This is a genomic window from Castellaniella sp. FW104-7C03 (assembly GCF_040276085.1).
Taxonomy (GTDB): domain Bacteria; phylum Pseudomonadota; class Gammaproteobacteria; order Burkholderiales; family Burkholderiaceae_B; genus Castellaniella.
Genome location: NZ_JBELOK010000016.1, coordinates 1 through 26,243, shown reverse-complemented (window position 1 = coordinate 26,243; position 26,243 = coordinate 1). Strand labels below are relative to the sequence as shown.

The following is a 26,243-nucleotide window of genomic DNA, read 5'->3' as shown; positions in this document are numbered from 1 at the left end:
GTCTGCGTTTTGCCATCCGCGAAGGTGGCCGCACCGTGGGCGCCGGCGTCGTTGCCAAAATCATCAAGTAATTGATGTACAATGGTGGGCTGGTCGCCCGCCACGCTTTTAAACGACGGTGCGGCAACGCACCATCGTTTTTAGGTCTAGGGGTATAGCTCAATTGGCAGAGCGTCGGTCTCCAAAACCGAAGGTTGAGGGTTCGATTCCTTCTGCCCCTGCCACCGATCACATCACCGCTTGCGCGGTGTCAAACGCCAAAATATGTCGCAACAGAACATCCAAACAGTCAACCGTACCGCCGATCGCCTTAAACTCGGCCTGGCTGTGCTTATCCTCGCGGCAGGTATTGTGGCGTATTCGGTCCTCATCGACCAATCCGTATATGTCCGCGTAGGCGTATTTATCGCGGGTGTGGTTGTCGCCGCACTGATTGCAGGCTTCAGTGACACCGGCCGCCGCACGCTGGCCTTTGCCCGCGAGGCTTACAACGAGACGCGCCGCGTAGTCTGGCCCACACGCCAGGAAACCACGCGCATGACAGCGATTGTGTTCGCCTTTGTGGTTGCCATGGGAGCCCTGTTGTGGGTGGCTGACAAGCTGCTGGGCTGGATCATCTACGGTCTGCTGCTGGGCTGGAACTAAGGAAAAAATTCCGCATGAACAAACGCTGGTATGTTGTCCATGTCTATTCTGGCATGGAAAAAAGCGTCCATAAGGCGCTGATCGAACGCATCGAACGCGCTGGGCTGCAAGAGGCCTTCGGCCGCATTCTGGTGCCTTCCGAAGAAGTCGTCGAGATCAAGGATGGCCGCAAGTCCATCTCCGAGCGTCGTATTTTCCCGGGCTATGTCCTGGTCGAGATGGATCTCACCGACGAAAGCTGGCATCTGGTCAAAAGCACCAACCGGGTAACCGGTTTCCTGGGCGGCTCCGGTAATCGCCCGGCACCCATCTCCGAGCGCGAGGTCGAGAAGATCCTCTCGCAAATGGAAGAAGGCGTCGAGAAACCCCGTCCCAAAGTGCTTTTCGAAGTTGGCGAATCCGTTCGCGTCAAAGAAGGCCCGTTTGCCGACTTCAACGGCAACGTCGAAGAAGTCAACTACGAAAAAAGCAAGGTTCGTGTGTCGGTCACGATTTTTGGTCGTGCCACCCCGGTCGAGCTCGATTTCAGTCAGGTCGAAAAGGTCTGACGCTCTCCTCCCCGTGGCGTCTGTTTGTGGACTGTGCAGTTAGCAGCCCATGCGTCAGCACCACAGGGCGGCATTTTTAACCCCGGGGAGCCCTCCCTCAACAGGTGGGCGCGATTACCCGAAAGGAGTCTCACATGGCGAAAAAAATCGTCGGCTTCATCAAGCTGCAAGTGCCAGCTGGTAAGGCCAATCCATCCCCCCCGATTGGCCCGGCATTGGGTCAACGCGGTCTGAACATCATGGAATTCTGCAAGGCGTTCAACGCCAAGACGCAGGGCATGGAGCCCGGTCTGCCGATTCCAGTGGTGATCACTGCCTTTGCCGACAAGAGCTTCACGTTCATCATGAAGACTCCGCCGGCCACGATCCTGATCAAAAAGGCGGCTGGCATCCAAAAGGCTTCGGCCCGTCCCAACACCGAAAAAGTGGGTACGCTGACGCGCGCGCAGGCTGAAGAAATCGCCAAAACCAAAGAGCCGGATCTGACGGCTGCCGATCTGGACGCCGCGGTTCGCACCATCGCCGGTAGCGCCCGCAGCATGGGTATCGACGTTGAAGGGGTGGTCTAATCATGGCAAAGCTTAGCAAACGCGCTGCAGCAATCGCTGCCAAGATCGATCGCACCAAAATGTATCCCGTGGCCGACGCCCTGGCGCTGGTCAAAGATACCGCCACAGCCAAGTTCGATGAATCCATCGACGTCGCCGTGCAACTGGGCATCGACCCCAAGAAATCCGACCAACTCGTTCGTGGTTCTGTCGTGCTGCCCGCCGGTACCGGTAAATCGGTGCGTGTTGCGGTGTTCGCCCAAGGCGAAAAAGCCGAAGCCGCCAAAGAAGCCGGCGCCGACATCGTTGGCCTGGACGACCTTGCTGCCAGCATCAAGGCCGGCAACATCGACTTCGACGTCGTGATCGCCTCGCCCGACACCATGCGTGTCGTGGGTGCCTTGGGTCAAGTGCTGGGCCCCCGTGGCCTGATGCCTAACCCTAAAGTTGGCACGGTTACCCCGGATGTCGTCACGGCCGTGAAAAACGCCAAGGCGGGTCAGGTTCAGTACCGTACCGACAAAGCGGGCATCATCCACGCCACCATCGGCCGTGCATCGTTTGATGTCGAAAAATTGCAGTCTAACCTCAGCGCCCTGATCGACGCCCTGAACAAGGCCCGCCCGACGGCAGCCAAGGGGATCTATCTGCGTAAGGTTGCCGTGTCTTCCACCATGGGTGGCGGGGCACGTGTCGAAATCGCCTCTTTGGCGGTCTAAGACAAAAAGAACTTTGGGCCATGTCCGGCCATTGGGGTCGGACATCGCTGTCAAAGACCGCTGGAGCTCCAAGCCTGGCTGTTTTTAGGCAAAGAGCTTAATCCCGGGTTGTTTACCGGATCCAGCGTAGACGGCGCCCAGGAAGAATTCATCACGAACTCGACCAGGTGCGCCGCATTCGGTTGATGTACCGGGAAACCGGACATCGTTTGAAGGAGTGTTCAACCATGAGTCTCAATCGCCAAGAAAAGGCTGTGGTCATCGAAGAAGTTGCTGCCGAAGTCGGCCGCGCCCAATCGATCATCATTGCTGAGTATCGTGGTCTGGACGTCGCCTCTGTAACCGTATTGCGCAAAACTGCGCGTGAATCGGGTGTCTACCTGCGTGTTCTCAAAAATACGCTGGTGCGCCGTGCCTTGGCTGGCACGCCCTTCGAGGGCTTGTCGGCTCAACTCACCGGTCCGCTGATCTACGGGATCAGCACCGACCCGGTGTCGGCTGCCAAAGTTTTGGCCGATTTCGCGAAAACCAACGACAAACTGGTCATCACAGGTGGGGCATTGCCCAACAGCCTGCTGAGCCAGGATGGTGTCAAGGCTCTGGCCACGATGCCGTCGCGCGAGGAATTGCTGTCGAAGCTGTTGGGCACCATGCAGGCGCCCATCGCTCAGTTTGTGCGTACGCTCAACGAAGTACCCACCAAGTTCGTTCGCGGCCTCGCAGCTGTGCGCGATCAAAAAGAAGCCGCGTAAGCAGCTGCTGGATCACTTCGTCGTTACAAGCGACAACCAAACCTGGCTTATTTAATTATCTGGAGTTCTAAAAATGGCAACTAAAGCTGAAATCCTGGACGCGATCGCCGCCATGAGCGTGCTCGAACTGTCCGAGCTGATCAAAGAAATGGAAGAGAAATTCGGCGTGTCCGCCGCTGCCGCCGCTGTGGCTGTGGCTGCTGCCCCCGCCGCTGGTGGCGCTGCTGCCGCTGAAGAGCAAACCGAGTTCACGGTCGTTCTGGCCGAAATCGGTGCCAACAAGGTCAGCGTCATCAAGGCCGTTCGCGAAATCACCGGTCTGGGCTTGAAAGAAGCCAAAGACTTGGTTGATGGTGCACCGAAGCCCGTCAAGGAAGGCGTGGACAAGGCTGGCGCCGAAGAAGCCAAGAAGAAGCTGGAAGAAGCCGGCGCCAAGGTCGAACTCAAGTAAGACCTTGTTTGCCGCGCCCGGGAAGTCTCAAGCCTTCCCGGGCTTTTGCGTTTCCAGAAAACCTGGTTCTGTCTGGTTTTTACAACAGCCTGAGCCGGGCTTTCTGGAGTCGTAAACCATGGCCGTGGTTAACGGCCTAAGCAACCCTCGAGTCGGAGTGCTCATGCCTTATTCGTACACCGAAAAGAAGCGCATACGCAAAAGCTTCGCCAAGCGTGCAGACGTTCAGGACGTCCCGTATCTGCTGGCGACACAATTGCAATCGTTCAGGACCTTCCTGCAGTCGGATACTGCATCCGCGAAACGCAAAGAAGAAGGTCTGCAAGCTGCCTTCAATTCGATATTTCCGATTGTCAGCCATAACCAGATGGCGCGTCTGGAATTTGTCAGCTATGTGCTGGGTACGCCAGTTTTTGATGTCAAGGAATGCCAGCTGCGTGGTCTTACCTACGCATCACCGCTGCGCGCCAAGGTTCGTCTGGTCCTGATGGACCGCGAAGTCAGCAAGCCCACCGTTAAAGAAGTCAAAGAGCAAGAAGTCTACATGGGCGAGATTCCGCTCATGACAGACACGGGCTCTTTTGTGATTAATGGCACCGAGCGTGTGATTGTGTCGCAGTTGCACCGCTCGCCTGGCGTGTTCTTTGAGCACGACCGTGGCAAAACCCACAGCTCGGGCAAGCTGTTGTTTTCCGCCCGTGTGATACCTTACCGTGGCTCGTGGCTCGATTTCGAATTCGATCCCAAGGACATCCTGTTCTTCCGGATCGACCGTCGTCGCAAGATGCCAGTCACCATTTTGCTGAAGGCCTTGGGCATGACGTCCGAAGCCATTCTGGCGTATTTCTCTCAATTCGATCACATCGCCCTGCACAACGAAGGCGGAATGCTCGAGTTTGTGCCTGAGCGCTGGAAAGGTGAAGTGGCGCGTTTTGACATTGCCGACAAAAAAGGCAATGTGATTGTCGAAAAAGACAAACGCATCAACGCCAAACATCTGCGTGATCTCACCGCAGCCGGTGTCGATCACATCTCAGTGCCCGAGGATTACCTGCTGGGCCGCGTGCTGGCTAAAAACATCATCAGCCCGGATACCGGTGAAGTGCTGGCCCAGGCCAACGACGAGATCACCGAGTCCCTGTTGGCCGAGATCCGTACCTCGGGTGTGCGCGATATCGAAACCCTGTACATCAACGAGCTCAACGAGGGGGCGTATATCTCGCAAACCCTGCGCACTGATGAGACCGTCGATCAGATGGCTGCCCGCGTGGCCATCTATCGCATGATGCGCCCGGGCGAGCCGCCCACCGAAGAAGCCGTCGAAGCGCTGTTCCAGCGTCTGTTCTATTCCGAAGACACCTACGATCTGTCGCGCGTGGGCCGGATGAAGGTAAACAGCCGCCTGGGCCTGAACGAAGGCAACGAAGGTCCGCTGACACTCACCGACGACGATATCCTGCACACCATCAAGATCCTCGTGGATCTGCGCAATGGCCGTGGCCAGATCGATGACATCGATCACCTGGGCAATCGGCGGGTGCGTTGCGTGGGCGAACTGGCAGAGAACCAGTTCCGCGCCGGTCTGGTGCGGGTAGAGCGCGCAGTCAAAGAACGTCTGGGCCAGGCCGAGACCGAAAACCTGATGCCGCACGACTTGATCAATTCCAAGCCGATCTCTGCCGCCATCAAAGAGTTCTTTGGTTCCAGCCAGCTGTCGCAGTTTATGGACCAAACCAACCCGCTGTCCGAGATCACGCACAAGCGTCGTGTCTCGGCCCTGGGACCCGGCGGTCTTACCCGCGAACGTGCCGGCTTTGAGGTGCGCGACGTGCACCCAACCCACTATGGTCGCGTGTGCCCGATCGAAACGCCTGAAGGCCCAAACATCGGTCTGATCAACTCGCTGGCCCTGTATGCCCGCCTGAACGAATACGGCTTCCTCGAAACACCGTATCGCAAGATCATCGATGGCCGTGTGTCCGACCAGATCGAGTATCTGTCTGCCATCGAAGAAAGCAAGTACGTCATCGCCCAGGCCAATGCGCATCTGAATGAAGAAGGCCATTTTGTCGACGATCTCGTGGCGTGCCGCGAAGCCGGTGAAACCATGCTGACTGCACCGTCCAATGTGCACTACATGGACGTGGCGCCGTCACAGATCGTATCGGTGGCAGCTTCACTGATTCCATTCCTCGAGCACGATGACGCCAACCGGGCCCTGATGGGTGCCAACATGCAACGCCAGGCCGTGCCTTGCCTGCGTCCCGAAAAGCCCCTGGTGGGCACGGGTATCGAGCGCACCGTGGCGGTCGACTCCGGCACCACCGTGCAGGCCACCCGAGGCGGTATTGTTGATTTCGTCGACGCCGAGCGCGTCGTGATCCGCGTCAACGACGATGAAAATATCGCCGGCGAGGTGGGTGTCGATATCTACAACCTCAAGAAATATACGCGTTCCAACCAAAACACCAACATCAACCAGCGGCCTATCGTGGCGCGGGGCGATCTGGTGGCGCGGGGCGACGTCCTGGCCGATGGCGCATCCAGCGATCTGGGCGAACTCGCCCTGGGTCAGAACATGCTGATCGCCTTCATGCCCTGGAACGGCTATAACTTCGAAGACTCGGTGTTGATCTCCGAGCGCATCGTGGCCGACGACCGCTACACGTCGATCCACATCGAAGAGCTGACCGTGGTGGCTCGTGATACCAAGTTGGGCGCCGAGGAAATCACTCGCGATATCTCCAACCTGGCGGAAACCCAGCTTAATCGTCTGGACGACTCCGGTATCGTGCACATTGGCGCAGAGGTCCGCGCTGATGACGTGCTGGTCGGCAAGGTAACGCCCAAGGGCGAAACCCAGCTTACCCCCGAAGAAAAGCTGCTGCGCGCCATCTTTGGCGAGAAAGCCTCTGATGTCAAAGACACGTCGCTGCGCGTGCCCTCGGGCATGGTCGGTACGGTCATTGATGTGCAAGTCTTTACCCGCGAAGGCATCGATCGCGACAAGCGTGCCCAGTCCATCATCGACGATGAACTGCGCCGCTATCGCCAAGACCTCAACGATCAGCTGCGCATCGTCGAAAACGATGCCTTTGATCGTCTGCGCAAGCAACTGCTGGGCAAAACCGCCAATGGCGGCCCGCGCAAGCTGGCCAAGGGCACCGAACTCGCCGCCGAGTACCTCGATGACGTGGATCGCTGGCAGTGGTTCGATATCCGCCTGGCCGACGAAGACGCGGCTGTGGCGCTCGAGCAGGTTAAAGACGCCCTCGAACAAAAGCGTCACCAGTTCGATCTGGCCTTTGAAGAAAAGCGCAAGAAGCTTACCCAGGGCGATGAGTTGCCCCCGGGTGTGCTGAAGATGATCAAGGTTTACCTCGCCGTCAAGCGCCGCCTGCAACCTGGCGACAAAATGGCCGGCCGTCACGGCAACAAGGGTGTGGTGTCACGCATCACCCCAATCGAAGACATGCCGCATATGGCTGATGGCACCCCGGTGGACATCGTTCTTAACCCGCTGGGCGTGCCCTCGCGGATGAACATTGGTCAGGTGCTTGAGGTTCACTTGGGCTGGGCTGCCCGCGGTCTGGGTCAACGCGTGGCCGACATGCTCGACCAAGAACGTGGCGTTCAGGTCAAGGCCGTGCGCAAGACACTCGAAGGCATCTACAACGCCTGCGGTGGCGAGGTCAAACTCAGCACCCTGTCGGATGATGAGATTCTGACGATGGCCAACAATCTGCGTCGTGGTGTGCCGCTGGCCACCCCGGTGTTTGATGGTGCCACCGAAGAAGACATCACCCGCATGCTCGAGATTGCCTATCCGGACGACGTCGCCGAGCAGCTCAAGCTCACCAGCGGTCGTACGCAAGCCTGGCTGACCGATGGCCGCACAGGCGAGCAATTCGAACGCCCGGTAACAGTAGGCTACATGCACTTCCTCAAGCTGCACCACTTGGTGGACGACAAGATGCACGCGCGTTCCACCGGCCCGTACTCCCTGGTTACCCAGCAACCGCTGGGCGGCAAGGCACAGTTTGGTGGTCAGCGCTTCGGCGAGATGGAAGTCTGGGCACTCGAAGCCTACGGTGCCGCCTATACCCTGCAAGAAATGTTGACCGTGAAGTCCGACGATATCTCTGGCCGTACCAAGGTCTATGAGAACATCGTGAAGGGCGATCACGTGATTGATGCGGGCATGCCCGAATCCTTCAACGTGCTGGTCAAGGAAATTCGATCCTTGTCCCTGGACATGGATCTGGAGCGTAAATAATGAAAGCGCTACTCGATCTCTTCAAGCAAGTCTCTCAGGACGAGCAATTCGATGCCATCAAGATCGGCATCGCTTCGCCCGAAAAGATCCGCTCGTGGTCCTTTGGCGAGGTCCGCAAGCCTGAGACCATCAACTATCGTACCTTCAAACCCGAACGCGACGGTCTGTTCTGCGCCAAGATCTTTGGCCCGATCAAAGACTACGAGTGCTTGTGCGGCAAGTACAAGCGCCTCAAGCACCGTGGTGTGATCTGCGAAAAATGCGGTGTCGAAGTCACCGTGGCCAAGGTGCGCCGCGAGCGCATGGGCCACATCGAGCTGGCCAGCCCGGTGGCGCATATCTGGTTCCTGAAGTCCCTGCCGTCGCGCCTGGGCATGGTTCTGGACATGACGCTGCGCGATATCGAACGCGTGCTGTACTTTGAAGCCTGGTGCGTGATCGAACCCGGCATGACACCGCTCAAGCGCGGCCAGATCATGTCCGACGACGATTACCTGGCCAAAACCGAAGAATACGGCGACGACTTCCATGCCCTGATGGGTGCGGAGGCCGTGCGTGAGCTGCTGCGCACAATCGACATCGACTCCGAAGTCGAGCGCCTGCGCGCCGAGCTCAAGGCAACCGGCTCGGATGCCAAGATCAAGAAGATCTCCAAGCGCCTCAAGGTACTTGAAGGCTTCCAGAAGTCGGGCATCAAGCCCGACTGGATGATCATGGAAGTGCTGCCGGTGCTGCCGCCGGATCTGCGCCCGTTGGTACCGCTGGATGGCGGACGCTTCGCTACGTCCGATCTCAACGACCTCTATCGTCGCGTGATCAACCGCAACAACCGCCTCAAACGCCTGCTCGAGCTCAAGGCGCCGGACATCATCCTGCGCAACGAGAAGCGCATGCTGCAAGAGGCCGTTGATTCCCTGCTGGACAATGGCCGTCGCGGCAAGGCCATGACGGGCGCCAACAAGCGCCAGCTCAAGTCCCTGGCCGACATGATCAAGGGCAAGAGCGGTCGTTTCCGCCAAAACCTGCTGGGCAAGCGTGTCGACTACTCCGGTCGTTCTGTCATTGTCGTGGGCCCGCAACTGCGTCTGCATCAGTGCGGTCTGCCCAAGCTGATGGCCCTCGAGCTCTTCAAGCCATTCATCTTCAATCGTCTCGAGATGATGGGTCTGGCCACCACTATCAAGGCGGCCAAGAAGCTGGTTGAAAGCCAGGAGCCTGTGGTCTGGGATATCCTCGAAGAAGTGATTCGCGAGCACCCGGTGATGCTTAACCGCGCACCAACCCTGCACCGTCTGGGCATCCAGGCCTTCGAGCCGCAACTGATCGAAGGCAAGGCCATCCAGCTGCATCCGCTGGTGTGCGCGGCGTTTAACGCCGACTTCGACGGCGACCAGATGGCTGTACACGTGCCGCTGTCCCTCGAGGCGCAACTTGAGGCCCGCACGCTGATGCTGGCTTCCAACAACGTGCTCTTCCCGGCCAACGGCGAACCCGCCATTGTGCCGTCGCAAGATATCGTGCTGGGTCTGTACTATGCCAGCCGCGAGCGCATCAACGGCAAGGGCGAGGGCATGTTCCTGGCCGATCTGGCCGAGGTGCAGCGCGCCTACGACAACCACGAAGTCGAGCTGCAAACCCGGATCACCACCCGCATCCCCGAATACGTGAGGGGTGAGGATGGCGAATTGCAAGAGCAGATCCACCGTCATCAAACCACGGTGGGCCGTGCGCTGTTGTCCGAGATTCTGCCTCAGGGGCTGCCGTTCTCGGTGCTTAACAAAGCACTGAAGAAAAAAGAAATCTCCAAGCTCATCAATATGTGCTATCGCCGTTGTGGCCTGCGCGCCACAGTGATCTTTGCCGACAAGCTGATGCAGTCCGGCTATCGCCTGGCCACCCGCGCGGGTGTGTCGATTGCGATGGGCGACATGATTGTGCCGGACGTCAAAGAGCAGATCCTGGCTCAGGCCTCCAGCGAAGTCAAAGAGATCGACCGTCAATACTCGTCGGGTCTGGTGACGTCGCAAGAGCGCTACAACAACGTGGTGGATATCTGGGGCAAGGCCGGTGATCGCGTCGGCAAGGCCATGATGGAGCAATTGTCCACCGAGCCCGTGCTGGATCGCCATGGCAAGGAAACGCGCCAGGAGTCCTTCAATTCCATCTACATGATGGCCGACTCTGGTGCCCGGGGTTCTGCCGCCCAGATCCGCCAGCTGGCGGGGATGCGTGGCCTGATGGCCAAGCCGGACGGCTCCATCATCGAAACCCCCATCACGGCCAACTTCCGTGAAGGCCTGAACGTGTTGCAGTACTTCATCTCCACCCACGGTGCCCGTAAGGGCCTGGCGGATACGGCGCTGAAGACGGCCAACTCGGGTTACCTCACGCGTCGTCTGGTTGACGTCACCCAGGATCTCGTCATCACCGAAGACGATTGCGGCACTTCGCACGGCTATGTCATGAAAGCCCTGCTCGAGGGCGGCGAAGTCGTCGAGGCGCTGGGCGATCGGGTGCTGGGTCGTGTGGCGGCCATCGATGTCGTTAATCCCGACACTCAGGAAACCGTGATCACGGCCGGCACACTGCTGGACGAGAACAAGGTCGAGCTCATCGAAGAGCTGGGGATCGACGAAGTCAAGATCCGTACGCCGCTTACCTGCGAAACCCGCCATGGTCTGTGCGCACATTGCTACGGGCGTGACCTCGGTCGTGGTTCCTTGGTCAACAAGGGCGAGGCCGTTGGTGTTATCGCTGCCCAGTCGATTGGCGAGCCGGGCACGCAGCTCACCATGCGCACCTTCCACATTGGTGGTGCCGCCTCGCGTAATGCGCTGGCAAGCTCCGTCGAGACCAAATCCACCGGTACGATCGGCTTTGCGATTGGCCTGCGCTACCTCACCAACGCCAAGGGCGACCGCATTGCGGTGTCCCGCTCGGGTGAAATCGTGGTGTACGACGATAACCGTCGCGAACGTGAACGTCATAAAGTGCCGTACGGCGCCACCATCCTGGTGGGCGACAGCGATACCATCAAGGCCGGCACCAAGTTGGCCACCTGGGATCCGCTGACCCGACCGATCGTGTCCGAGTACACCGGGACGATCCGCTTTGCCAACGTCGAGGAAGGCGTCACGGTGGCCCGTCAGGTTGACGAAATCACCGGCTTGTCCACCTTGGTGGTGATCACGCCCAAGACCCGCGGCAGTGCCAAGGGTGCGGGTCGTCCGCAGATCTTGTTGCTGGACGAGCAGGGCCAGGAGATCAAGGTGGCGGGTACCGATCACGCCGTGGCGATTTCCCTGCCAGTGGGCGCACTGATCACGGTGCGCGATGGGCAGGCTGTGGGTGTGGGTGATTTCCTCGCACGGATTCCGCAAGAATCCCAAAAGACCCGCGACATCACCGGTGGTCTGCCGCGTGTGGCCGAGCTCTTCGAAGCCCGTTCGCCCAAGGATGCCGGTGTGCTGGCCGAAGTAACCGGTACGGTTTCGTTTGGCAAGGACACCAAGGGCAAACAGCGCCTGGTGATCACCGATATGGACGGCGTGAGCCATGAGTTCCTGATCTCCAAAGAGAAGCAGGTGCTGGTGCACGATGGCCAGGTGGTCAACAAGGGCGAGCTCGTGGTGGACGGCCCGGCCGATCCGCACGACATCCTGCGCTTGCAGGGTATCGAGCCGCTGGCTTCGTACATCGTCAACGAAGTGCAGGACGTGTATCGTCTGCAAGGTGTGAAGATCAACGACAAGCACATCGAAGTCATCGTGCGTCAGATGCTGCGTCGTGTAAACATCACCAACCCGGGCGATACCGACTTCATCACCGGCGAACAAGTAGAACGCGCCGAGCTGCTGAACGCCAACGATCGCATGGATGCCGACGGCAAGTTGCCGGCAACATACGACAACGTGCTGCTGGGTATTACCAAGGCTTCCTTGTCTACCGATTCGTTCATCTCGGCGGCGTCCTTCCAGGAAACCACCCGGGTGCTGACCGAAGCGGCAATCATGGGCAAGCGCGACGACCTTCGCGGTTTGAAGGAAAACGTCATCGTGGGCCGTCTGATTCCCGCAGGTACCGGGATGTCCTATCACATCGCTCGCCACGACAGAGAGATCTTCGAGGCAGCCGAGCGTGCAGCCGCCCGCGAGTTGGCCAACCCGTTTGGCGACTCTTCCGAGGTTGCGCATGTCGGCTCGGATGATGCTGGCGCAGAGGCCCCTTCGTCAACAGACGGCGAGACGCCGGCTGAAGACTAAGCCAGGCGCTCAGGCTGGCTGAAACGCCGCTCCCGGGATTTTCCGGGGCGGCGTTTTTTTTCGTCTGTCGAAAGTACCGTCAACGCACCGCTGCTGCCCGTGCTCAAATGTTTGCTACGCTATGCCTCTTTCACGGCTGTCTCCCGCAGGCTTCGCATGACCGACCATTACGCCGTTATCGGCAACCCCATCGCCCAGTCCAAGTCGCCCCTGATTCATGCTGCGTTCGCACGGCAGCTGGGCCACGATCTTTCTTATGATGCGCTATTGGCCACCCCCGAAACCTTCGAAACCGTGGTGCGCCAGTTTATAGCTGACGGCGGTTGTGGCATGAACGTCACCGCGCCGTTCAAGCTGGATGCCCTGGCGTTGTCCGGGCGGCTCAGCGAGCGCGCGCAGGCCGCGCAGGCGGTTAACACGCTCAGCTTCACACCAGAAGGTATCGTGGGCGATAACACCGATGGAGTAGGCCTGGTCAACGATATTCAGGACCGTATCGGGCTGCGCCTGGCTGGGTGCCGGGTGCTGCTGGTGGGTGCTGGCGGTGCCGCGCGGGGTGTGCTCTTACCTTTGTTGCAAGCGGGCCCGGCCGATTTGCTGATCGTCAATCGCAGCCCCCAAAAGGCCCGTGCGCTGGCTGATAACTGGGCCACGCGCTACCCGGTAAGAGCAGGGGGGTTTGAACTGGCGGGCAAGCAGCATTTTGATGTTGTCATCAATGCCACGTCTACCGGGCTTTCGGATGCCCCCTTGAACCTTGGCGATGGGCTGTATGCACCCGGGGCGTTGGCCTATGAGATGTCGTACGGCCGTCAGACACCCTTCATGCAAGAGGCACGCCGGCAAGGCGTTGCGCGCATTACCGATGGATTGGGGATGCTGGTGGGCCAGGCCGCAGAATCCTTCCGGCTGTGGCGCGGCGTGCTGCCGGACGTGCTGCCGGTATTGCAGCAACTGCGACAAGGGTAACTACCGGGCGGGCACAGCCAACAAGCGGCTTACTTGCTTCTTGCAGTCTCGAGGTGTTTGTACACCGTGGTGCGCGATAGATTCAGCTGCCGGGCAGTTTGTGAAATATTGTGGTGATTGGCTTCGTAGCTTGCCCTGATTTGCAGGCACTCGGCTTCTTTTAGCGGGTGCCCCGCACAGGCGCGGCAAGCCTGGCTGGCGGTGCCGGCCAAGGTATCTTGGCTATGTTGGCCAATCAAGGCTTCGTCGATGGGGCTGCCGTCCGCATGAAAAACCACCAGACGCTGCAGATAGTTTCGCAGTTGGCGGATATTGCCTGTCCAGGGCAGGCCTTGCAGCCGTGAGATCCCCGCGTCGGTGATGACGCTGCCTGGCGAGAGCTCTGCCAGCAAATAACGGGTGATTGCATCGAAGTCCTGGCGCTCGTGCAGCGGTGGCAGCGTGATGGTCAGGGCGTTCAGCCTGAACAGAAGATCAGATCTGAAGGTATGGTTGTTGAGGTTTTTCTCGAGCGCATGGTTGGTGGCAGAGACAATTTGAACGTTAACCTTGCTGGCCCTCCCACCGCCCAGGGGCTGCACCTCCATGTTGTCCAGAAAGCGCAGTAATACCGCTTGTGCCGCCAGAGGGATCTCGGCCACTTCGTCCAGAAACAGCGTGCCTTTGTCCGCCTGGCGGATCAGACCAGGCGCCCCCTGCCGGTTGGCGTTGGTGTAGGCACCGGGCTCGTAGCCAAACAATTCGGAGATAAATAGCGCCTCGGGGATGGCTCCACAATTGACAGCAATGAACGGTCCGCTTCTTTGGCTGAGGCGATGAACCTCGCGAGCCATGAGCTCTTTGCCAGTACCGGTTTCACCAAAGATATGAATCGGCATGCCCAGGCGGGTGGCCCGGGCAACCAGGCCCAATGACTCCTGGATTTTTGGATCGGCAGCAATAAAACCTTCGGCTGTTTTGTGATGGGGGTTCTCTACTGCGCCTGAAGCGGCCCGTGTGGCGCGTGCTGCGCCTCGGGCTACCTGCCGGCACTGCATAAAGACGCTGCCGCCGATCTGGTCGCGAACCTGCACGGTGTCTCCCGCCAGCAGCCGTTGCAGCATGGGCCCGAATGCGCAGTTGAAGACGGTTTCAAAGCCGTGTCCGGTTAAAGAGCTGCGTTCATCCAGAAAGGCTTTTCCGTATCGATTGACCGAAATGATTTCGCCATCATCGGAAACTGCGATCAGGCCGGTAGACAAAGTGTCCAGGTATTCGGCCCGCGGATGAAAAGCAAATACGTAAAACCCTGGTTGTTCGATCAGAAAAAGCGAATTACTGACCTGCGTGGCGGCCATTTTGACCAGTACCTCGGTGTGCTGCTGGCGTGTGGCATTGGCACAGCTGGCATCCAGTGCACCGATCATCTGGCCGTGCATGTTGAAGATGGGGGCGGCGATGCAGCTGAGGTGTGCGTCGTCGGAAAAATAGTGTTCGCTGCCATATACCCGCGAGGCCCGGCCATGAATGACGGTGAGGCCCAGTGCATTGGTGCCGTGTGCGGATTCGTGCCAGGCGCTGCCCGGGATGATGGATTTTCCGGCCTTGGTGCGGGAGAAGTGGGTATCGCTGATGGTGTCGATGATCAGGCCGTGGCGGTCGGCGAAGGCCAGGATGAAATTTGGCCCCGGAATCTGTGCATACAAGGCCTGCATCTCTGTCAGGGCAAGACGCCGGCAGTTGCGAAGTTCTTCCCGGGCGTGCTGGATCTGCGCAAATGACACCACGGTGTCGTCCGGCTTGATGCCAGGATCCAGACCCTGGGCCCGACAGCGTGTCCAGCTGTCTGAAATAGAGGCCGCAACCGTGCCTGCCGGGATAGCCTGGCCGCCTTCCAGATAGCTTCGTGCGTAACCCACCGCATTTGAATGTTGCATATCACCCCTCGGATAAGCAGCGCGCAGTGCCGAACCGGCTGTGTGTAACACAACTTGTACGGCACAGTGTGGGTGGCAGTCTGACAATCTGTCAATGGGGTGTTGGCCAATTGTTCAGTTTCTGAACACTTGTGAGGTGTACGTCCGTACAGAAACTGGACGGGTTCTGTGCGGGCTGGATCCGCCAGCACCGCAATTCTCCTTGGTGTTCCACGTTTGCCTGTGGTTGGCACAGACCTTGCTTGTGTATGGGGTGAGGCCTGACGGAGCAATCCTGGCCATCACGCAACACTGGACCGACAGTCCAGCACAAGGAGATGTGTAATGAAAGCTCAGGTTCTAAGACACTATGACGAGTCATTGACTGCGGATCAGTGGGTGTCGCTGGAAGACGTGCCTGATCCGACGATCCGCAAATCTACTGATGTGATTGTCCGCATTGGTGGGGCTGGTGTGTGCCGTACGGATCTCCACATTATTGAGGGGATCTGGAAGCCGCACATGGATACCTCGGGCAAGTCACTGTTGCCGCTGATCATGGGGCATGAAAACGCAGGCTGGGTTGAGGCTGTTGGCAAGGAGGTAACGGCCTTCAAGCCTGGTGACGCGGTGATTGTGCATCCGAAAATTTCCGGGGGCACTTGTCTGGCCTGCCGTAGAGGCCAGGACATGCATGGCCCGGGGGATTTTCCCGGATTGGATTGTGATGGGGGTTATGCGGAGTATGTACTGACCTCCGAGCGCAATCTGGTGTCACTGCCCGCACAACTGGAGCCGCGCAATGTGGCCCCGTATGCCGATGCCGGCCTGACGGCGTATCGCGCAGTCAAGAAAGCAACCCGGCTGCTGTTGCCGGGGGAGTACTGCGTGGTGATTGGTGCCGGCGGTTTGGGCCTGATCGGGATTCAGTGCCTGAAGGCCATGTGCGCGGCAGAAGTCATCGTTGTCGACAAATCTGCCGAATCGCTGGAGCTTGCCCGCCGTGCAGGGGCGGATCATCTGGTCAGTGCGGATGGCCGTGAGGTGGATGCCATCCTGGCGCTGACGAAAGGCGAGGGTGCCGAGGCAGTGATCGACTTTGTCGGTGAGAAAGGCACCACCTTCAAGGGGCTGGCAATGACGCGGCCCATGGGCAACTACTACGTGGTCGGCTATGGCGAGGAAATTCGTGTTCCCACCATCGACATGATCATCACGGAGAAAAACATCATCGGCAACCTGGTGGGCACCTGGGCCGAGCTGGTAGAACTGATGGTGCTGGCGGAAAGGGGGCTGATCACCCTGACCACAAAAGAGTACTCGCTGAAGGATGCCAATCAGGCACTGAAGGATTTGTGCGCGGGGAAGATTCACGGGCGTGCAGTTCTGGTGCCATAAAACCAGTTGGACAAGCCACGGAGTGGCTGGAGGAGAAATCATGCGCTTCACTAAACAGAAACTAAAAAATGGTGCGTTGGTGGCGGCGATTGCCGGTTTAGGTGCACCCTGGATGTTTGGGCAGGCAGCGTTTGCTGCCGATATCAGCTACGACAAGTATGGCGACTACGCCAGTTACGGCACAGCCCCCGATGTGCCGGGGCAGTGTTCTTATGAGGCGATCGCCAAGAAGGATTACAAGGGGCGGACGCTGAAAGTCATCAGCCATGCCGTGCCGGTACTGGGCGAGCCCACCATTTTGCATGCCCGACAATTTGCGGATCTGACGGGCGCCAAGGTGGATGTGGTGAATGTGCCGTTTGGTGATCTGTATCAACGGATCATGATTCCAATGCAAACGCATCAGGCGGCATACGACGTGATGTTCTATCCGTCCATCTGGATTGGAGACTTGCATGATTTTCTTGAGCCGATGCCCGAGAAATATCTGAATACCAGCGGGATGAAAGACGTCACGACCAACTATCGCGATGTGGCCACCTGGGGCAGCCAGGTGGTGCAGTACCCCGTGGATGGCGACCGGAACTATCTCAAATATCGCGCCGATATTTTCAACGACCCTGCCATGCAGGCCAAGTACAAGAAGGAAACCGGCAACGATCTGAAACCACCCCAGACCTGGGAGCAATACAACGCGATTGCCAAGTTCTTCAGCGGTTGGGATTGGGCCGGTGATGGCAAGCTGCACTACGGTAGTGCCGAGGTGACCAAGCGCGATGACCTGATGTTCTCGGCCTTTATCGATCGGGCGGCTGCCTACGCAAAAAATCCCAATATCAAAGGGGGATTCTTCTTTGATCTCAAGACCATGACGCCGCAGATCAATAATCCGGGCTGGGTCAAGGGTCTGGAAATGTTCATTGATGCCCAGAAGGCATTCCCTCCGGGGGGAACAAACTTTGGTCTGGGCGATGAGATCTTCTCGTTTGGTGGCGGCCAAACGCTCATGAGCTACTCCTGGGATGATGCGTTTATCCAGTCCATGGAAAAGGACAATCCCATCCGGGGCAAGGTGCGGCCTGCACCCTTGCCTGGTTCACATGAAGTCTGGAATCGCGAGACCCAGAAGTGGGATCACTTCGACAAACCCAATGCGCCCCCGTATATCACTTGGGGTTGGACGTCAGCGGTCACCAAATCCTCAAAAAACAAGGAAATCGCGTTTGATTTTCTCTGCTTTTTCTCCAACGAGGCTAATGCCAGCCTGGACTTGAGAATTGGCCGCTTCGGGATCAATCCGTACCGGACGTCGCAGTTTGATGCTTCGTTTTGGGAAGACAAGCTGGGCTGGTCCAAGGATGTGGCAGAAAAATACGTCACTACGCTGGGCGATATGGACAAGAGCGACAACCGTGTCTTCGACTTGCGGGTACCGGGCGTCAATCAGTTCATGACCAGTTTGGCCAATGGCGTTGCTGAAGCAATGGCTGGGCAAAAAACGCCTCAGGCGGCACTGGATGGGGTGGCGAAGAAATGGACTGAGCTTGTCGACAAGATCGGCGTTGATAAAGTCCGTTCGGCCTATGCCAATGTCGTGGCGCTGGAAGACCGCGGTCGTTAATCCGTACGGGGGAGGCTGGGCATGAACAGAACACCTGGTTTGGCCGCGTATAAGCAGCTGTTCCTGTTACCAGGGCTGCTGGTGCTGTTGGCTATTGTGCTGTTTCCATTGCTGTTCACGATTCGTGTCAGCCTCTCCGGTTGGGATGTGATTACGCCCGGCCTGAGTTGGATCGGGTTGGAGAACTACCAAAACATGTTCTCCGACACCCGCTTCTGGCAGGCTTTGCTGCGGCTGGGCTTTATGGCGGTGGCAACCGTCTTGATCCAGTATGTCCTGGGATTTGGCCTGGCGCTGATGGTCTGGCATGAGATCCGTTATCGGCGGGTTTTTCGTGTGCTGTTTCTCGTGCCCATGATGACAACGCCAGTGGTCATGTCAGTGATCTGGCGCACGATCTTTCATGAGTCTCTGGGCCCGGCCAACGACATTGTCCGTTGGCTGGGTATGGCGCCCATCCCCTGGCTCACTTCCAGCGGCTGGGCACTGGTGAGTGTCATGGTGGTGGAGATCTGGGAGTGGACGCCGTTCATGTTCTTGTTCATGCTGGCCGGTTTGGTCAGTTTGCCCCGAGAACCATTTCTGGCAGCGGCAATTGATGGGGCCGGGCCGGTGCGCACGTTTTTGAATGTCACGTTTCCCTTGCTGGCGCCGGTATCCATCGGCGCAATCATCATCCGGCTGATTGAAGCCTCCAAGATCATGGAAACGGTTTATGCCCTGACCTCTGGTGGGCCAGGAACCGCTACGGAGACCTCCGCCTACTACATTTATATCAGGGGCCTGAGAGACTTTGACATTGGCTATGCCTCTGCCTTGTCGATTACATATCTGGTCATCATGATTGTTTTGCTGACGGTGATCGTCAAGGCGCTGGTTCGTATCTTTGTGGGGAGAGCCACCTGATGAATACGAGTTACTCAAGCAGCAGACTCTATCTTTTTCTGAAATACGCACTGATTGCCTTGTGGAGCATGTTTGTCATTGGCCCGTTTCTATGGGCCCTGACCACCAGCTTTAAATCGATTGGTGGCGTCACGGGGGGTGCGACTTATGTTCCCTGGCTGCAATATCAACCCTCGCTGGAGGGCTGGCGCAATCTCTTTGGTGGAAGCAGCGGCATTGATATTGTGGATCCCTATCTGGATAGTCTAATTGTGACGGTGGCTGCCAGCCTGATCAGCCTTGTACTGGGTACGCTGGCGGCATATGGTCTGTCGCGGTTTCGCTATCGGGTGGGGTTCGTCAAAAACAGTGACCTGGTGTTCTTCTTTATCTCGCAACGCATCATGCCGCCTATCGTGCTGGCAATCCCGTTTTTCCTGATGCTGCAATGGCTGGGCTTGCTTGATACCCGCTTGGGCCTGGTGCTGGTGTATATCGTGCTGCTGCTGCCAATCGCTGTCTGGATACTGGTGGATTTCTTCAACAATATCCCGCGGCAGATCGATGAAATGGCCATGCTGGATGGATGTACGCCGATGCAGGCTTTCATCCGGGTGATTCTGCCCAATGCCTTGCCCGGGATTATCGTGGCAGGCATGTTCTGTCTGGTGTTCGGCTGGAACGACTTCTTCTTTGCTTTCACCCTGACGTTTACCAATGTGCAGTTGTTGCCAACTGCCATTGTCTCTCTCAACTCGTCCGTCACGCCGTGGTGGAGTCTGTCCGCTGCTTCTTTGGTTTCGGTTGCGCCATTGATTCTGGTGGCCTTTCTGGTAGAGCGCTACTTGTCACGCGGCACATTGGCCGGTGCAATCCGATGAGGATCTTATGACTGGACTCGAGGCAAGGGGCTTGACGTCGGTGATCGACGATGTCGTGCACTTAAAGGATATCCGGCTTGTGTTTCCCAAGGGTCAGATCACCACAGTGATTGGCCGCACCCTGGCCGGCAAGACGAGCTTGCTGCGTGGCATTGCAGGGCTTCTGGAGCAACTGGGCGGAGAACTCGCGCTGGATGGGCACGATTTGTCTGCCCGCCCCGCGTGGCGGCGCAATGTGGCCATGGTGTATCAGCAGTTCATCAACTATCCGCACCTCAATGTCGAAGACAATGTGGCGTTTCCACTGCGCCGCCATAGGATGCCTGCGGATGAAATTCGTCGGCGGGTGGATGAGGCGCTGGATCGGGTAGGGCTTTCGCAGTACAGGCAGCGTAAACCTTCCGAGCTCTCTGGCGGCCAGCAGCAGCGGGTGGCCCTGGCTCGGGCCCTGTCCAGGGACGTCGATATCTTGCTGCTGGACGAGCCGCTCGTCAACCTGGATTACAAGCTGCGTGAGCAACTCAGAGAAGAGTTCCGCGGGCTGCTGAAATCCAGGCGCGACACGGTGGTGATCTACACCACCACGGATCCCGAAGAAGCGATGCTGATCAGCGATCAGTTGGTGGTCATGCACGAGGGCCAGGTCCTGCAGGCCGGCCGCCCCGAAGAAATTTTTGAACGACCGGCCTCTGCAACCGTGGCCAGTATCATCAGCGACCCTCCCATGTCGTTTCTGGATGCCACACTAAAGGGCGATCATCTGGATCTGGCCGGTGGGGTCCGCTTGCCCGCACCCCCGCATGTGGCTGCATTGGCACCGGGCACGTATCGCCTGGGCATTCGGGCCGGGGATTTGTCTCTGGGGGGTGCCACCGTGGCGGGTGTCGTCAACTTCCGGGAAGTCACCGGTTCCGAAACAGCCCTGTATCTCGATACGGCCTGCGGCGAACTGACACTGCAAACAGAGGGTGTACAGGCCTTGTCACCGGGGGCTCGCGTCTCTGTGGGGGTGCCTGCCGAGCGCCTGTACGTGTTCGCTGCAGACAGCGGGGCCTTGATGGCAGCACCCGCATTTATCCAGAGGTAGTGCGATGGCCAGTATTCATCTCGATAGAATCGCGCATCAATACGGTGGTGATGCATACGCCCTGATGCCCAGTGATCTGCACTTTGAGGATGGCAAAACGTATGCTTTGCTGGGGCCCTCAGGGTGTGGCAAGACAACCCTGCTGAACATCATTTCCGGATTGGTGCGTGCATCTGAGGGCGTGGTCCGGTTTGACGACACAGACGTCAGCCAGGTGCGCACCGAGCATCGCAACATTGCTCAGGTGTTTCAGTTCCCAGCCATCTACCAGTCAAAATCGGTATACGAAAACCTGGCGTTTCCGTTGCGATGCCGCCGGTATGACGCGGCACGGATCCGCGCCCGGGTAACAGAGGTGGCCGAGATCCTGGGGTTGCAGGGGCGCTTGAGCCGTTCGGCCCGCAGCCTTACGGCCGATGAAAAGCAACTGATTTCTCTGGGGCGTGGTTTGGTCCGCGACGATGTGGCCGCCATTCTCATGGACGAGCCACTGACTGTCATTGATCCGCAGCTTAAATTTGAGCTGCGGCGTAAGATCAAGCAGGCCAATCAGCATGCCCGGCAAACGGTCATCTACGTGACCCATGATCAGAATGAAGCCATGAGCATTGCCGATGAGGTCCTGGTCATGGATCGCGGCCGGGTGGTGCAACGGGGCACACCGGATGTTCTGTTTGAGTTCCCGGCCACCACTTATGTGGGCTACTTTATTGGTTCTCCAGGGATGAACTTTGCTGCGCTAGAATCCATACCCGAAGGTATCGCAATCGGATCCTGCCCTTTGCCCGATGCCCCGGCCAGTGTCGTCGATGCCGTGGGATCCGGTCAGGCGGTCTCTTTGGGCATACGCCCCGAGCATCTGCAGTTCGCTGCCCGAAGTACCGCGGGTGCCGTGCCCGCGACAGTGCAAGCCCAGCATGATCTGGGGCGGGCCTATGTCGTGGATGTCATGGTGGGCGGTGCCACCTTAAAGGTAAAAGTGGCACGCAGGCAAGCTATCCCGACAGGAGACACCTGGTTGTGGCTCCCGCCGGAGCGCCGTCGCTATTATCTGGATGGCGGTTTGATGGATGCGGGCTGATTGGCCAGGGATACCGCCGCGCGCAGCCCCAGCAGGTAGCTGTCGATGCCAAACCCGCAAATCTGCCCGAGCGCCACAGAAGCCAGCACCGAGTGGTGCCGGAAGGCTTCGCGCGCGTGAATATTGGACATATGCACCTCGATGACGGGCACGGCCAGAATAGCCAGCGCGTCGCGGATGCCATAGCTGTAGTGCGTCCAGGCGCCGGCGTTGACCACGACGGCGTCAGTGCCATCCGTGTGGGCCTGGTGGATGCGTTCGCAGAAGGATCCTTCGCAGTTTGACTGAAAAGTATCGATGGTAGCGCCCAGGGATTGGCCCAGCGCCTTGATCTGCTGGTTGATGTCTTGCAGGGTGTGTGTGCCGTATTGGGCGGGGTCGCGCTGCCCGAGCATATTCAGGTTGATGCCGTGCAGGATCAGGATTTTCATGGTGGCGCGGGCAGGTGGCAAACGCCCCATCATACAAGGATGTGATGTTTGTCGCGAGATTGCCCCTGTCAATGCTGAATAGAAGCAACAGCGGCTTATGTCGTGCCGCAGGGAATCGCAACCCTGTGGAGCGGCCCAATCTCCGACCGGTTCGGTCGGCGCGGGCAGGCGGCGGCGCTCATGGTGTTTTCTTGTTTCGCGAGGAACGCCCGCGCAAGACCGCTGGCCGATGAGGTATCTGGCCGCTTGCTATCAAAGATTTTTGCGTGCTACACTGGCGAGCTTACCGATTAAAGGCGGCGGGTTGCAGTATGCGCTGCACCAGGCTTGTTGCCCCAGGTAAAACACAGCAGTAAAACTGCAGTATCAGCTGTAACAACACCGCAGGTTTACTGTTGCAGTAATAAAAATATTCAGGCGCGTTTGCCTGATCGGTTAGTGCAAGACCCCGCTCTTTTACGTTGTTCGTGTCAGGCGGATGTTGTGCTAACTGTCTGAATATCGACGTAAAATCGTACGCAAGTACAAAGGATGCGTAAAGGTCATGCCTACTATTGCTCAACTGCTGCGCAAACCGCGCCAAGTCAGTCGCGAAAGCAGCAAGAGCCCGGCGCTGGAAAATTGCCCCCAGCGTCGCGGCGTCTGCACCCGTGTTTACACCACCACCCCTAAAAAGCCTAACTCCGCTTTGCGTAAGGTCGCCAAAGTGCGTCTTACCAATGGCTTCGAGGTCATCTCGTACATCGGTGGCGAAGGCCACAACCTCCAAGAGCACTCGGTGGTTCTGGTGCGTGGCGGTCGTGTCAAAGACTTGCCGGGTGTGCGCTATCACATCGTCCGCGGCTCCCTCGATCTCCAGGGCGTCAAAGACCGCAAGCAGGCCCGTTCCAAATACGGTGCCAAGCGCCCCAAGAAATAATCAGCTTTTGGCCACTGTGTGGTCATAAACGTGCAGCCAACGCAATCCAGCGTTGGCAGGTAAGTGGCTCTCTTGATAGAAGCCAAGGCCGTCAAATACGGCTCAACTGAATCGTCACAAGGAAACAGAAATGCCTCGTCGTCGCGAAGTCCCCAAACGTGAAATTCTCCCTGATCCCAAGTTCGGCAGTGTCGAGCTGGCCAAATTCATGAACGTCGTCATGCTGTCCGGCAAGAAAGCCGTGGCAGAACGCATCGTGTACGGCGCGTTTGACCAGATCCAGGCCAAAACGGGCAAGGAACCCATCGAGATCTTCAATACCGCCATCAACAACATCAAGCCCGTGGTCGAAGTCAAATCCCGCCGCGTGGGTGGTGCCAACTACCAAGTGCCAGTAGAAGTGCGCCCTGTGCGCCGCCTGGCCCTGGCGATGCGCTGGTTGCGCGAGGCCGCCAAGAAGCGCGGTGAAAAATCGATGGATCTGCGACTCGCAGGCGAACTCATGGACGCTGCCGAAGGCCGCGGCGGCGCCATGAAAAAACGTGAGGATACCCACAAGATGGCAGAAGCCAACAAGGCCTTCAGCCACTTCCGCTGGTAACCCCACCGGCCATTCAACAGGAAACAGATTATGTCCCGCAAGACCCCTATCCAGCGCTACCGCAATATCGGTATCTCCGCGCACATCGATGCCGGCAAGACAACCACCACCGAGCGCATCCTGTTCTATACCGGCGTCAACCATAAAATTGGCGAAACCCATGAAGGCTCTGCCACCATGGACTGGATGGAGCAGGAACAGGAACGCGGCATCACCATCACGTCGGCTGCCACCACGGCATTCTGGCGCGGTATGGAACACCAGTACGATGAACACCGCATCAACATCATCGACACCCCGGGACACGTCGACTTCACCATCGAAGTCGAGCGTTCCATGCGTGTGCTGGATGGTGCCTGCATGGTGTATTGCGCTGTGGGTGGCGTGCAGCCGCAATCCGAAACCGTATGGCGCCAGGCCAACAAGTACGGGGTACCCCGTCTGGCCTTCGTCAACAAGATGGATCGCACGGGCGCCAACTTCTTCAAGGTCTACGACCAAATGCGTCTGCGCCTGAAGGCCAACCCTGTGCCGATCGTTATCCCGATCGGTGCAGAAGACAGCTTCAAAGGCGTCATCGACCTCACCAAGATGCGTGGCATTGTCTGGGACGAAGCCTCTCAGGGCACCAAGTTCGATTACATCGAGATCCCTGCAGAGCTGGCAGACCAGGCCAACGAATGGCGCGAAAAACTGGTTGAGTGTGCCGCCGAGGCCAACGAGGAACTGATGAACAAGTACCTCGAAACCGGCGAGCTCACCGAGCAGGAGATCGACCAAGGCATCCGGATTCGCACCATTGCGGGCGAGATCCAGCCGATGCTTTGCGGCACCGCCTTCAAAAACAAGGGCGTTCAGCGCATGCTGGATGCTGTCATCGATTACCTGCCGTCTCCTGTGGATATTCCCCCGGTTCGTGGCACCGATGACGAAGGCAACGAGATCGTTCGTCATGCCGATGACGGCGAAAAGCTGTCCGCTCTGGCATTCAAGCTGATGACCGACCCGTTTGTGGGCCAACTCACTTTCATCCGCGTGTATTCAGGTGTGCTCAAGTCCGGCGATACCGTCTTTAACCCCATCAAGGGCAAAAAAGAACGTATTGGCCGTATCTTGCAAATGCACGCCAACAACCGCGCTGAAATCAAAGAAGTGGTTGCAGGTGATATCGCCGCTGTGGTGGGCCTCAAAGACGTCACCACAGGCGAAACCCTGTGCGACGTCGGTGATCACGTCTTGCTCGAGCGCATGGAGTTCCCCGAACCCGTGATCTCGCAGGCCGTCGAGCCCAAGTCCAAGGCCGACCAGGAAAAAATGGGCATTGCCCTACAACGCCTGGCCGCTGAAGATCCCTCGTTCCGCGTGCGCAGCGACGAAGAATCTGGCCAGACCATCATCTCCGGTATGGGCGAGCTGCACCTCGAAGTGCTGGTCGACCGCATGCGCCGCGAGTTTGGTGTCGAAGCCAACGTCGGCAAGCCACAAGTGGCTTACCGCGAGACGATTCGCAAAACCTGCGAAGAAATCGAAGGCAAGTTCGTCAAGCAATCCGGTGGTCGTGGTCAGTATGGTCACGTGGTGCTCAAGCTCGAGCCCCTGGAAGCAGGCGGTGGCTACGAATTCGTGGATGCCATCAAGGGCGGTGTGGTGCCGCGCGAGTACATCCCCGCAGTCGACAAAGGGATCCAGGAAACCTTGCCGGCAGGCGTGGTGGCTGGCTATCCTGTGGTCGATGTCAAGGTAACGCTGTTCTTTGGTTCGTACCACGATGTGGACTCCAACGAAAACGCGTTCCGGATGGCTGCGTCAATGGCGTTCAAGGACGGCATGCGCAAGGCAAATCCGGTGCTGCTCGAGCCCATGATGCACGTCGAAGTCGAAACACCCGAAGACTACGCCGGGACAGTGATGGGCGATCTGTCCTCACGTCGCGGTATGGTTCAGGGCATGGACGACATCCCGGGTGGTGGCAAGATCATCAAGGCCGAGGTTCCCCTGGCCGAGATGTTTGGTTATTCAACCAGCCTGCGGTCGCAAACCCAGGGTCGTGCCACCTACACGATGGAATTCAAGCAGTACGCCGAGGCCCCGCGCAACGTGGCCGACGAAGTGATCGCCGCTCGCGGCAAATAACACAGGATCCGGCCGCAAGGCCGGGACCTTACCCTTTTTATTTCTCAGGAAATTACAGGAATCATCATGGCAAAAGGTAAGTTTGAACGGACCAAACCGCACGTAAACGTCGGTACGATCGGGCACGTTGACCACGGCAAG

The 26,243-nt window shown here is 58.2% G+C and carries 21 protein-coding genes, 1 tRNA gene and 1 pseudogene; 21 read left to right on the top strand and 2 right to left on the bottom strand.

Translation table 11 applies throughout. The features are described from left to right. From ABS758_RS14530 to aroE, 11 genes are all read left to right on the top strand, one after another. Positions 1-71, top strand: a 71-nt coding sequence (locus tag ABS758_RS14530) for an EF-Tu C-terminal domain-related protein (RefSeq protein WP_078536286.1), incomplete at its 5' end; no start/stop codon positions are given. 77 nt (positions 72-148) lie between these two features. After that, positions 149-224: transfer RNA gene (locus tag ABS758_RS14525), tRNA-Trp, on the top strand. 40 nt (positions 225-264) lie between these two features. Next, positions 265-645 (top strand): preprotein translocase subunit SecE, encoded by a 381-nt coding sequence (gene secE, locus ABS758_RS14520; protein WP_350384003.1) that lies wholly within the window; start codon positions 265-267, stop codon positions 643-645. A 14-nt stretch (positions 646-659) separates the two neighbouring features. Then, positions 660-1,193, top strand: a complete 534-nt coding sequence (gene nusG, locus ABS758_RS14515; protein WP_350384005.1) for a transcription termination/antitermination protein NusG — start codon at positions 660-662, stop codon at positions 1,191-1,193. A 134-nt stretch (positions 1,194-1,327) separates the two neighbouring features. Next, entirely contained in the window at positions 1,328-1,762 is a 435-nt protein-coding gene (rplK, locus tag ABS758_RS14510; protein WP_350384006.1) for a 50S ribosomal protein L11, read from the top strand. 2 nt (positions 1,763-1,764) lie between these two features. Then, positions 1,765-2,460 (top strand): 50S ribosomal protein L1, encoded by a 696-nt coding sequence (rplA, locus tag ABS758_RS14505; RefSeq protein ID WP_350384007.1) that lies wholly within the window; start codon positions 1,765-1,767, stop codon positions 2,458-2,460. 227 nt (positions 2,461-2,687) lie between these two features. Further along, a complete protein-coding gene (gene rplJ, locus ABS758_RS14500; RefSeq protein WP_350384008.1) occupies positions 2,688-3,212 on the top strand; it encodes a 50S ribosomal protein L10 in 525 nt (174 codons plus the stop codon). A 73-nt stretch (positions 3,213-3,285) separates the two neighbouring features. Continuing rightward, positions 3,286-3,663 carry a 50S ribosomal protein L7/L12 gene (rplL, locus tag ABS758_RS14495; protein WP_350384009.1) on the top strand — a complete coding sequence of 126 codons (378 nt, stop codon included), beginning with the start codon at positions 3,286-3,288 and terminating at the stop codon, positions 3,661-3,663. Between the two features lie 163 nt (positions 3,664-3,826). Beyond that, positions 3,827-7,939: a DNA-directed RNA polymerase subunit beta gene (gene rpoB, locus ABS758_RS14490; protein WP_350384010.1), complete on the top strand. Its 4,113-nt coding sequence runs from the start codon at positions 3,827-3,829 to the stop codon at positions 7,937-7,939. Continuing rightward, on the top strand, positions 7,939-12,201 hold the full coding sequence (gene rpoC, locus ABS758_RS14485; protein ID WP_350384012.1) for a DNA-directed RNA polymerase subunit beta': 4,263 nt from the start codon (positions 7,939-7,941) through the stop codon (positions 12,199-12,201). Before rpoB ends, rpoC begins: the two co-directional genes overlap by 1 nt. Before the next feature lie 156 nt (positions 12,202-12,357). Further along, the gene (aroE, locus tag ABS758_RS14480; RefSeq protein WP_350384013.1) at positions 12,358-13,170 is read left to right on the top strand and encodes a shikimate dehydrogenase; all 813 of its coding nucleotides are present in this window, start codon (positions 12,358-12,360) and stop codon (positions 13,168-13,170) included. A gap of 29 nt (positions 13,171-13,199) precedes the next feature. Here aroE and ABS758_RS14475 read toward each other — a convergent pair whose 3' ends face one another. Continuing rightward, complete coding sequence (locus tag ABS758_RS14475) at positions 13,200-15,086, bottom strand: sigma-54-dependent Fis family transcriptional regulator (protein ID WP_350384014.1); 1,887 nt, start codon at positions 15,084-15,086, stop codon at positions 13,200-13,202. A 324-nt stretch (positions 15,087-15,410) separates the two neighbouring features. Between ABS758_RS14475 and ABS758_RS14470 the strand changes: the two genes are divergently transcribed. From ABS758_RS14470 to ABS758_RS14445, 6 genes are read left to right on the top strand one after another with little or no spacing between them, the layout of a single operon-like run. Next, positions 15,411-16,463, top strand: coding sequence for an NAD(P)-dependent alcohol dehydrogenase (locus tag ABS758_RS14470; RefSeq protein ID WP_350384015.1), 1,053 nt, complete (start codon positions 15,411-15,413; stop codon positions 16,461-16,463). A 40-nt stretch (positions 16,464-16,503) separates the two neighbouring features. Further along, positions 16,504-18,084: a type 2 periplasmic-binding domain-containing protein gene (locus tag ABS758_RS14465; protein WP_350384017.1), complete on the top strand. Its 1,581-nt coding sequence runs from the start codon at positions 16,504-16,506 to the stop codon at positions 18,082-18,084. Between the two features lie 21 nt (positions 18,085-18,105). Continuing rightward, positions 18,106-18,990, top strand: a complete 885-nt coding sequence (locus ABS758_RS14460) for a carbohydrate ABC transporter permease (RefSeq protein WP_350384018.1) — start codon at positions 18,106-18,108, stop codon at positions 18,988-18,990. Beyond that, positions 18,990-19,850 carry a carbohydrate ABC transporter permease gene (locus ABS758_RS14455; RefSeq protein ID WP_350384019.1) on the top strand — a complete coding sequence of 287 codons (861 nt, stop codon included), beginning with the start codon at positions 18,990-18,992 and terminating at the stop codon, positions 19,848-19,850. Before ABS758_RS14460 ends, ABS758_RS14455 begins: the two co-directional genes overlap by 1 nt. Before the next feature lie 7 nt (positions 19,851-19,857). Beyond that, positions 19,858-20,937 carry an ABC transporter ATP-binding protein gene (locus tag ABS758_RS14450; protein ID WP_350384020.1) on the top strand — a complete coding sequence of 360 codons (1,080 nt, stop codon included), beginning with the start codon at positions 19,858-19,860 and terminating at the stop codon, positions 20,935-20,937. A gap of 4 nt (positions 20,938-20,941) precedes the next feature. Continuing rightward, a complete protein-coding gene (locus ABS758_RS14445) occupies positions 20,942-22,018 on the top strand; it encodes an ABC transporter ATP-binding protein (RefSeq protein ID WP_350384022.1) in 1,077 nt (358 codons plus the stop codon). Here ABS758_RS14445 and aroQ read toward each other — a convergent pair. Then, positions 21,985-22,449: a type II 3-dehydroquinate dehydratase gene (gene aroQ, locus ABS758_RS14440; protein ID WP_350384026.1), complete on the bottom strand. Its 465-nt coding sequence runs from the start codon at positions 22,447-22,449 to the stop codon at positions 21,985-21,987. The genes ABS758_RS14445 and aroQ overlap by 34 nt on opposite strands. A 544-nt stretch (positions 22,450-22,993) precedes the next feature. Here aroQ and rpsL point away from each other — a divergent pair. The 4 genes and pseudogenes from rpsL to ABS758_RS14420 all read left to right on the top strand — a co-directional run. Next, entirely contained in the window at positions 22,994-23,368 is a 375-nt protein-coding gene (rpsL, locus tag ABS758_RS14435; protein ID WP_291768350.1) for a 30S ribosomal protein S12, read from the top strand. A 130-nt stretch (positions 23,369-23,498) separates the two neighbouring features. Then, positions 23,499-23,969, top strand: coding sequence for a 30S ribosomal protein S7 (rpsG, locus tag ABS758_RS14430; protein ID WP_323000328.1), 471 nt, complete (start codon positions 23,499-23,501; stop codon positions 23,967-23,969). 30 nt (positions 23,970-23,999) lie between these two features. Then, a complete protein-coding gene (gene fusA / locus ABS758_RS14425; protein ID WP_350384025.1) occupies positions 24,000-26,102 on the top strand; it encodes an elongation factor G in 2,103 nt (700 codons plus the stop codon). 66 nt (positions 26,103-26,168) lie between these two features. Beyond that, a pseudogene (locus ABS758_RS14420) lies at positions 26,169-26,243 on the top strand (GTP-binding protein); the annotation flags it as partial.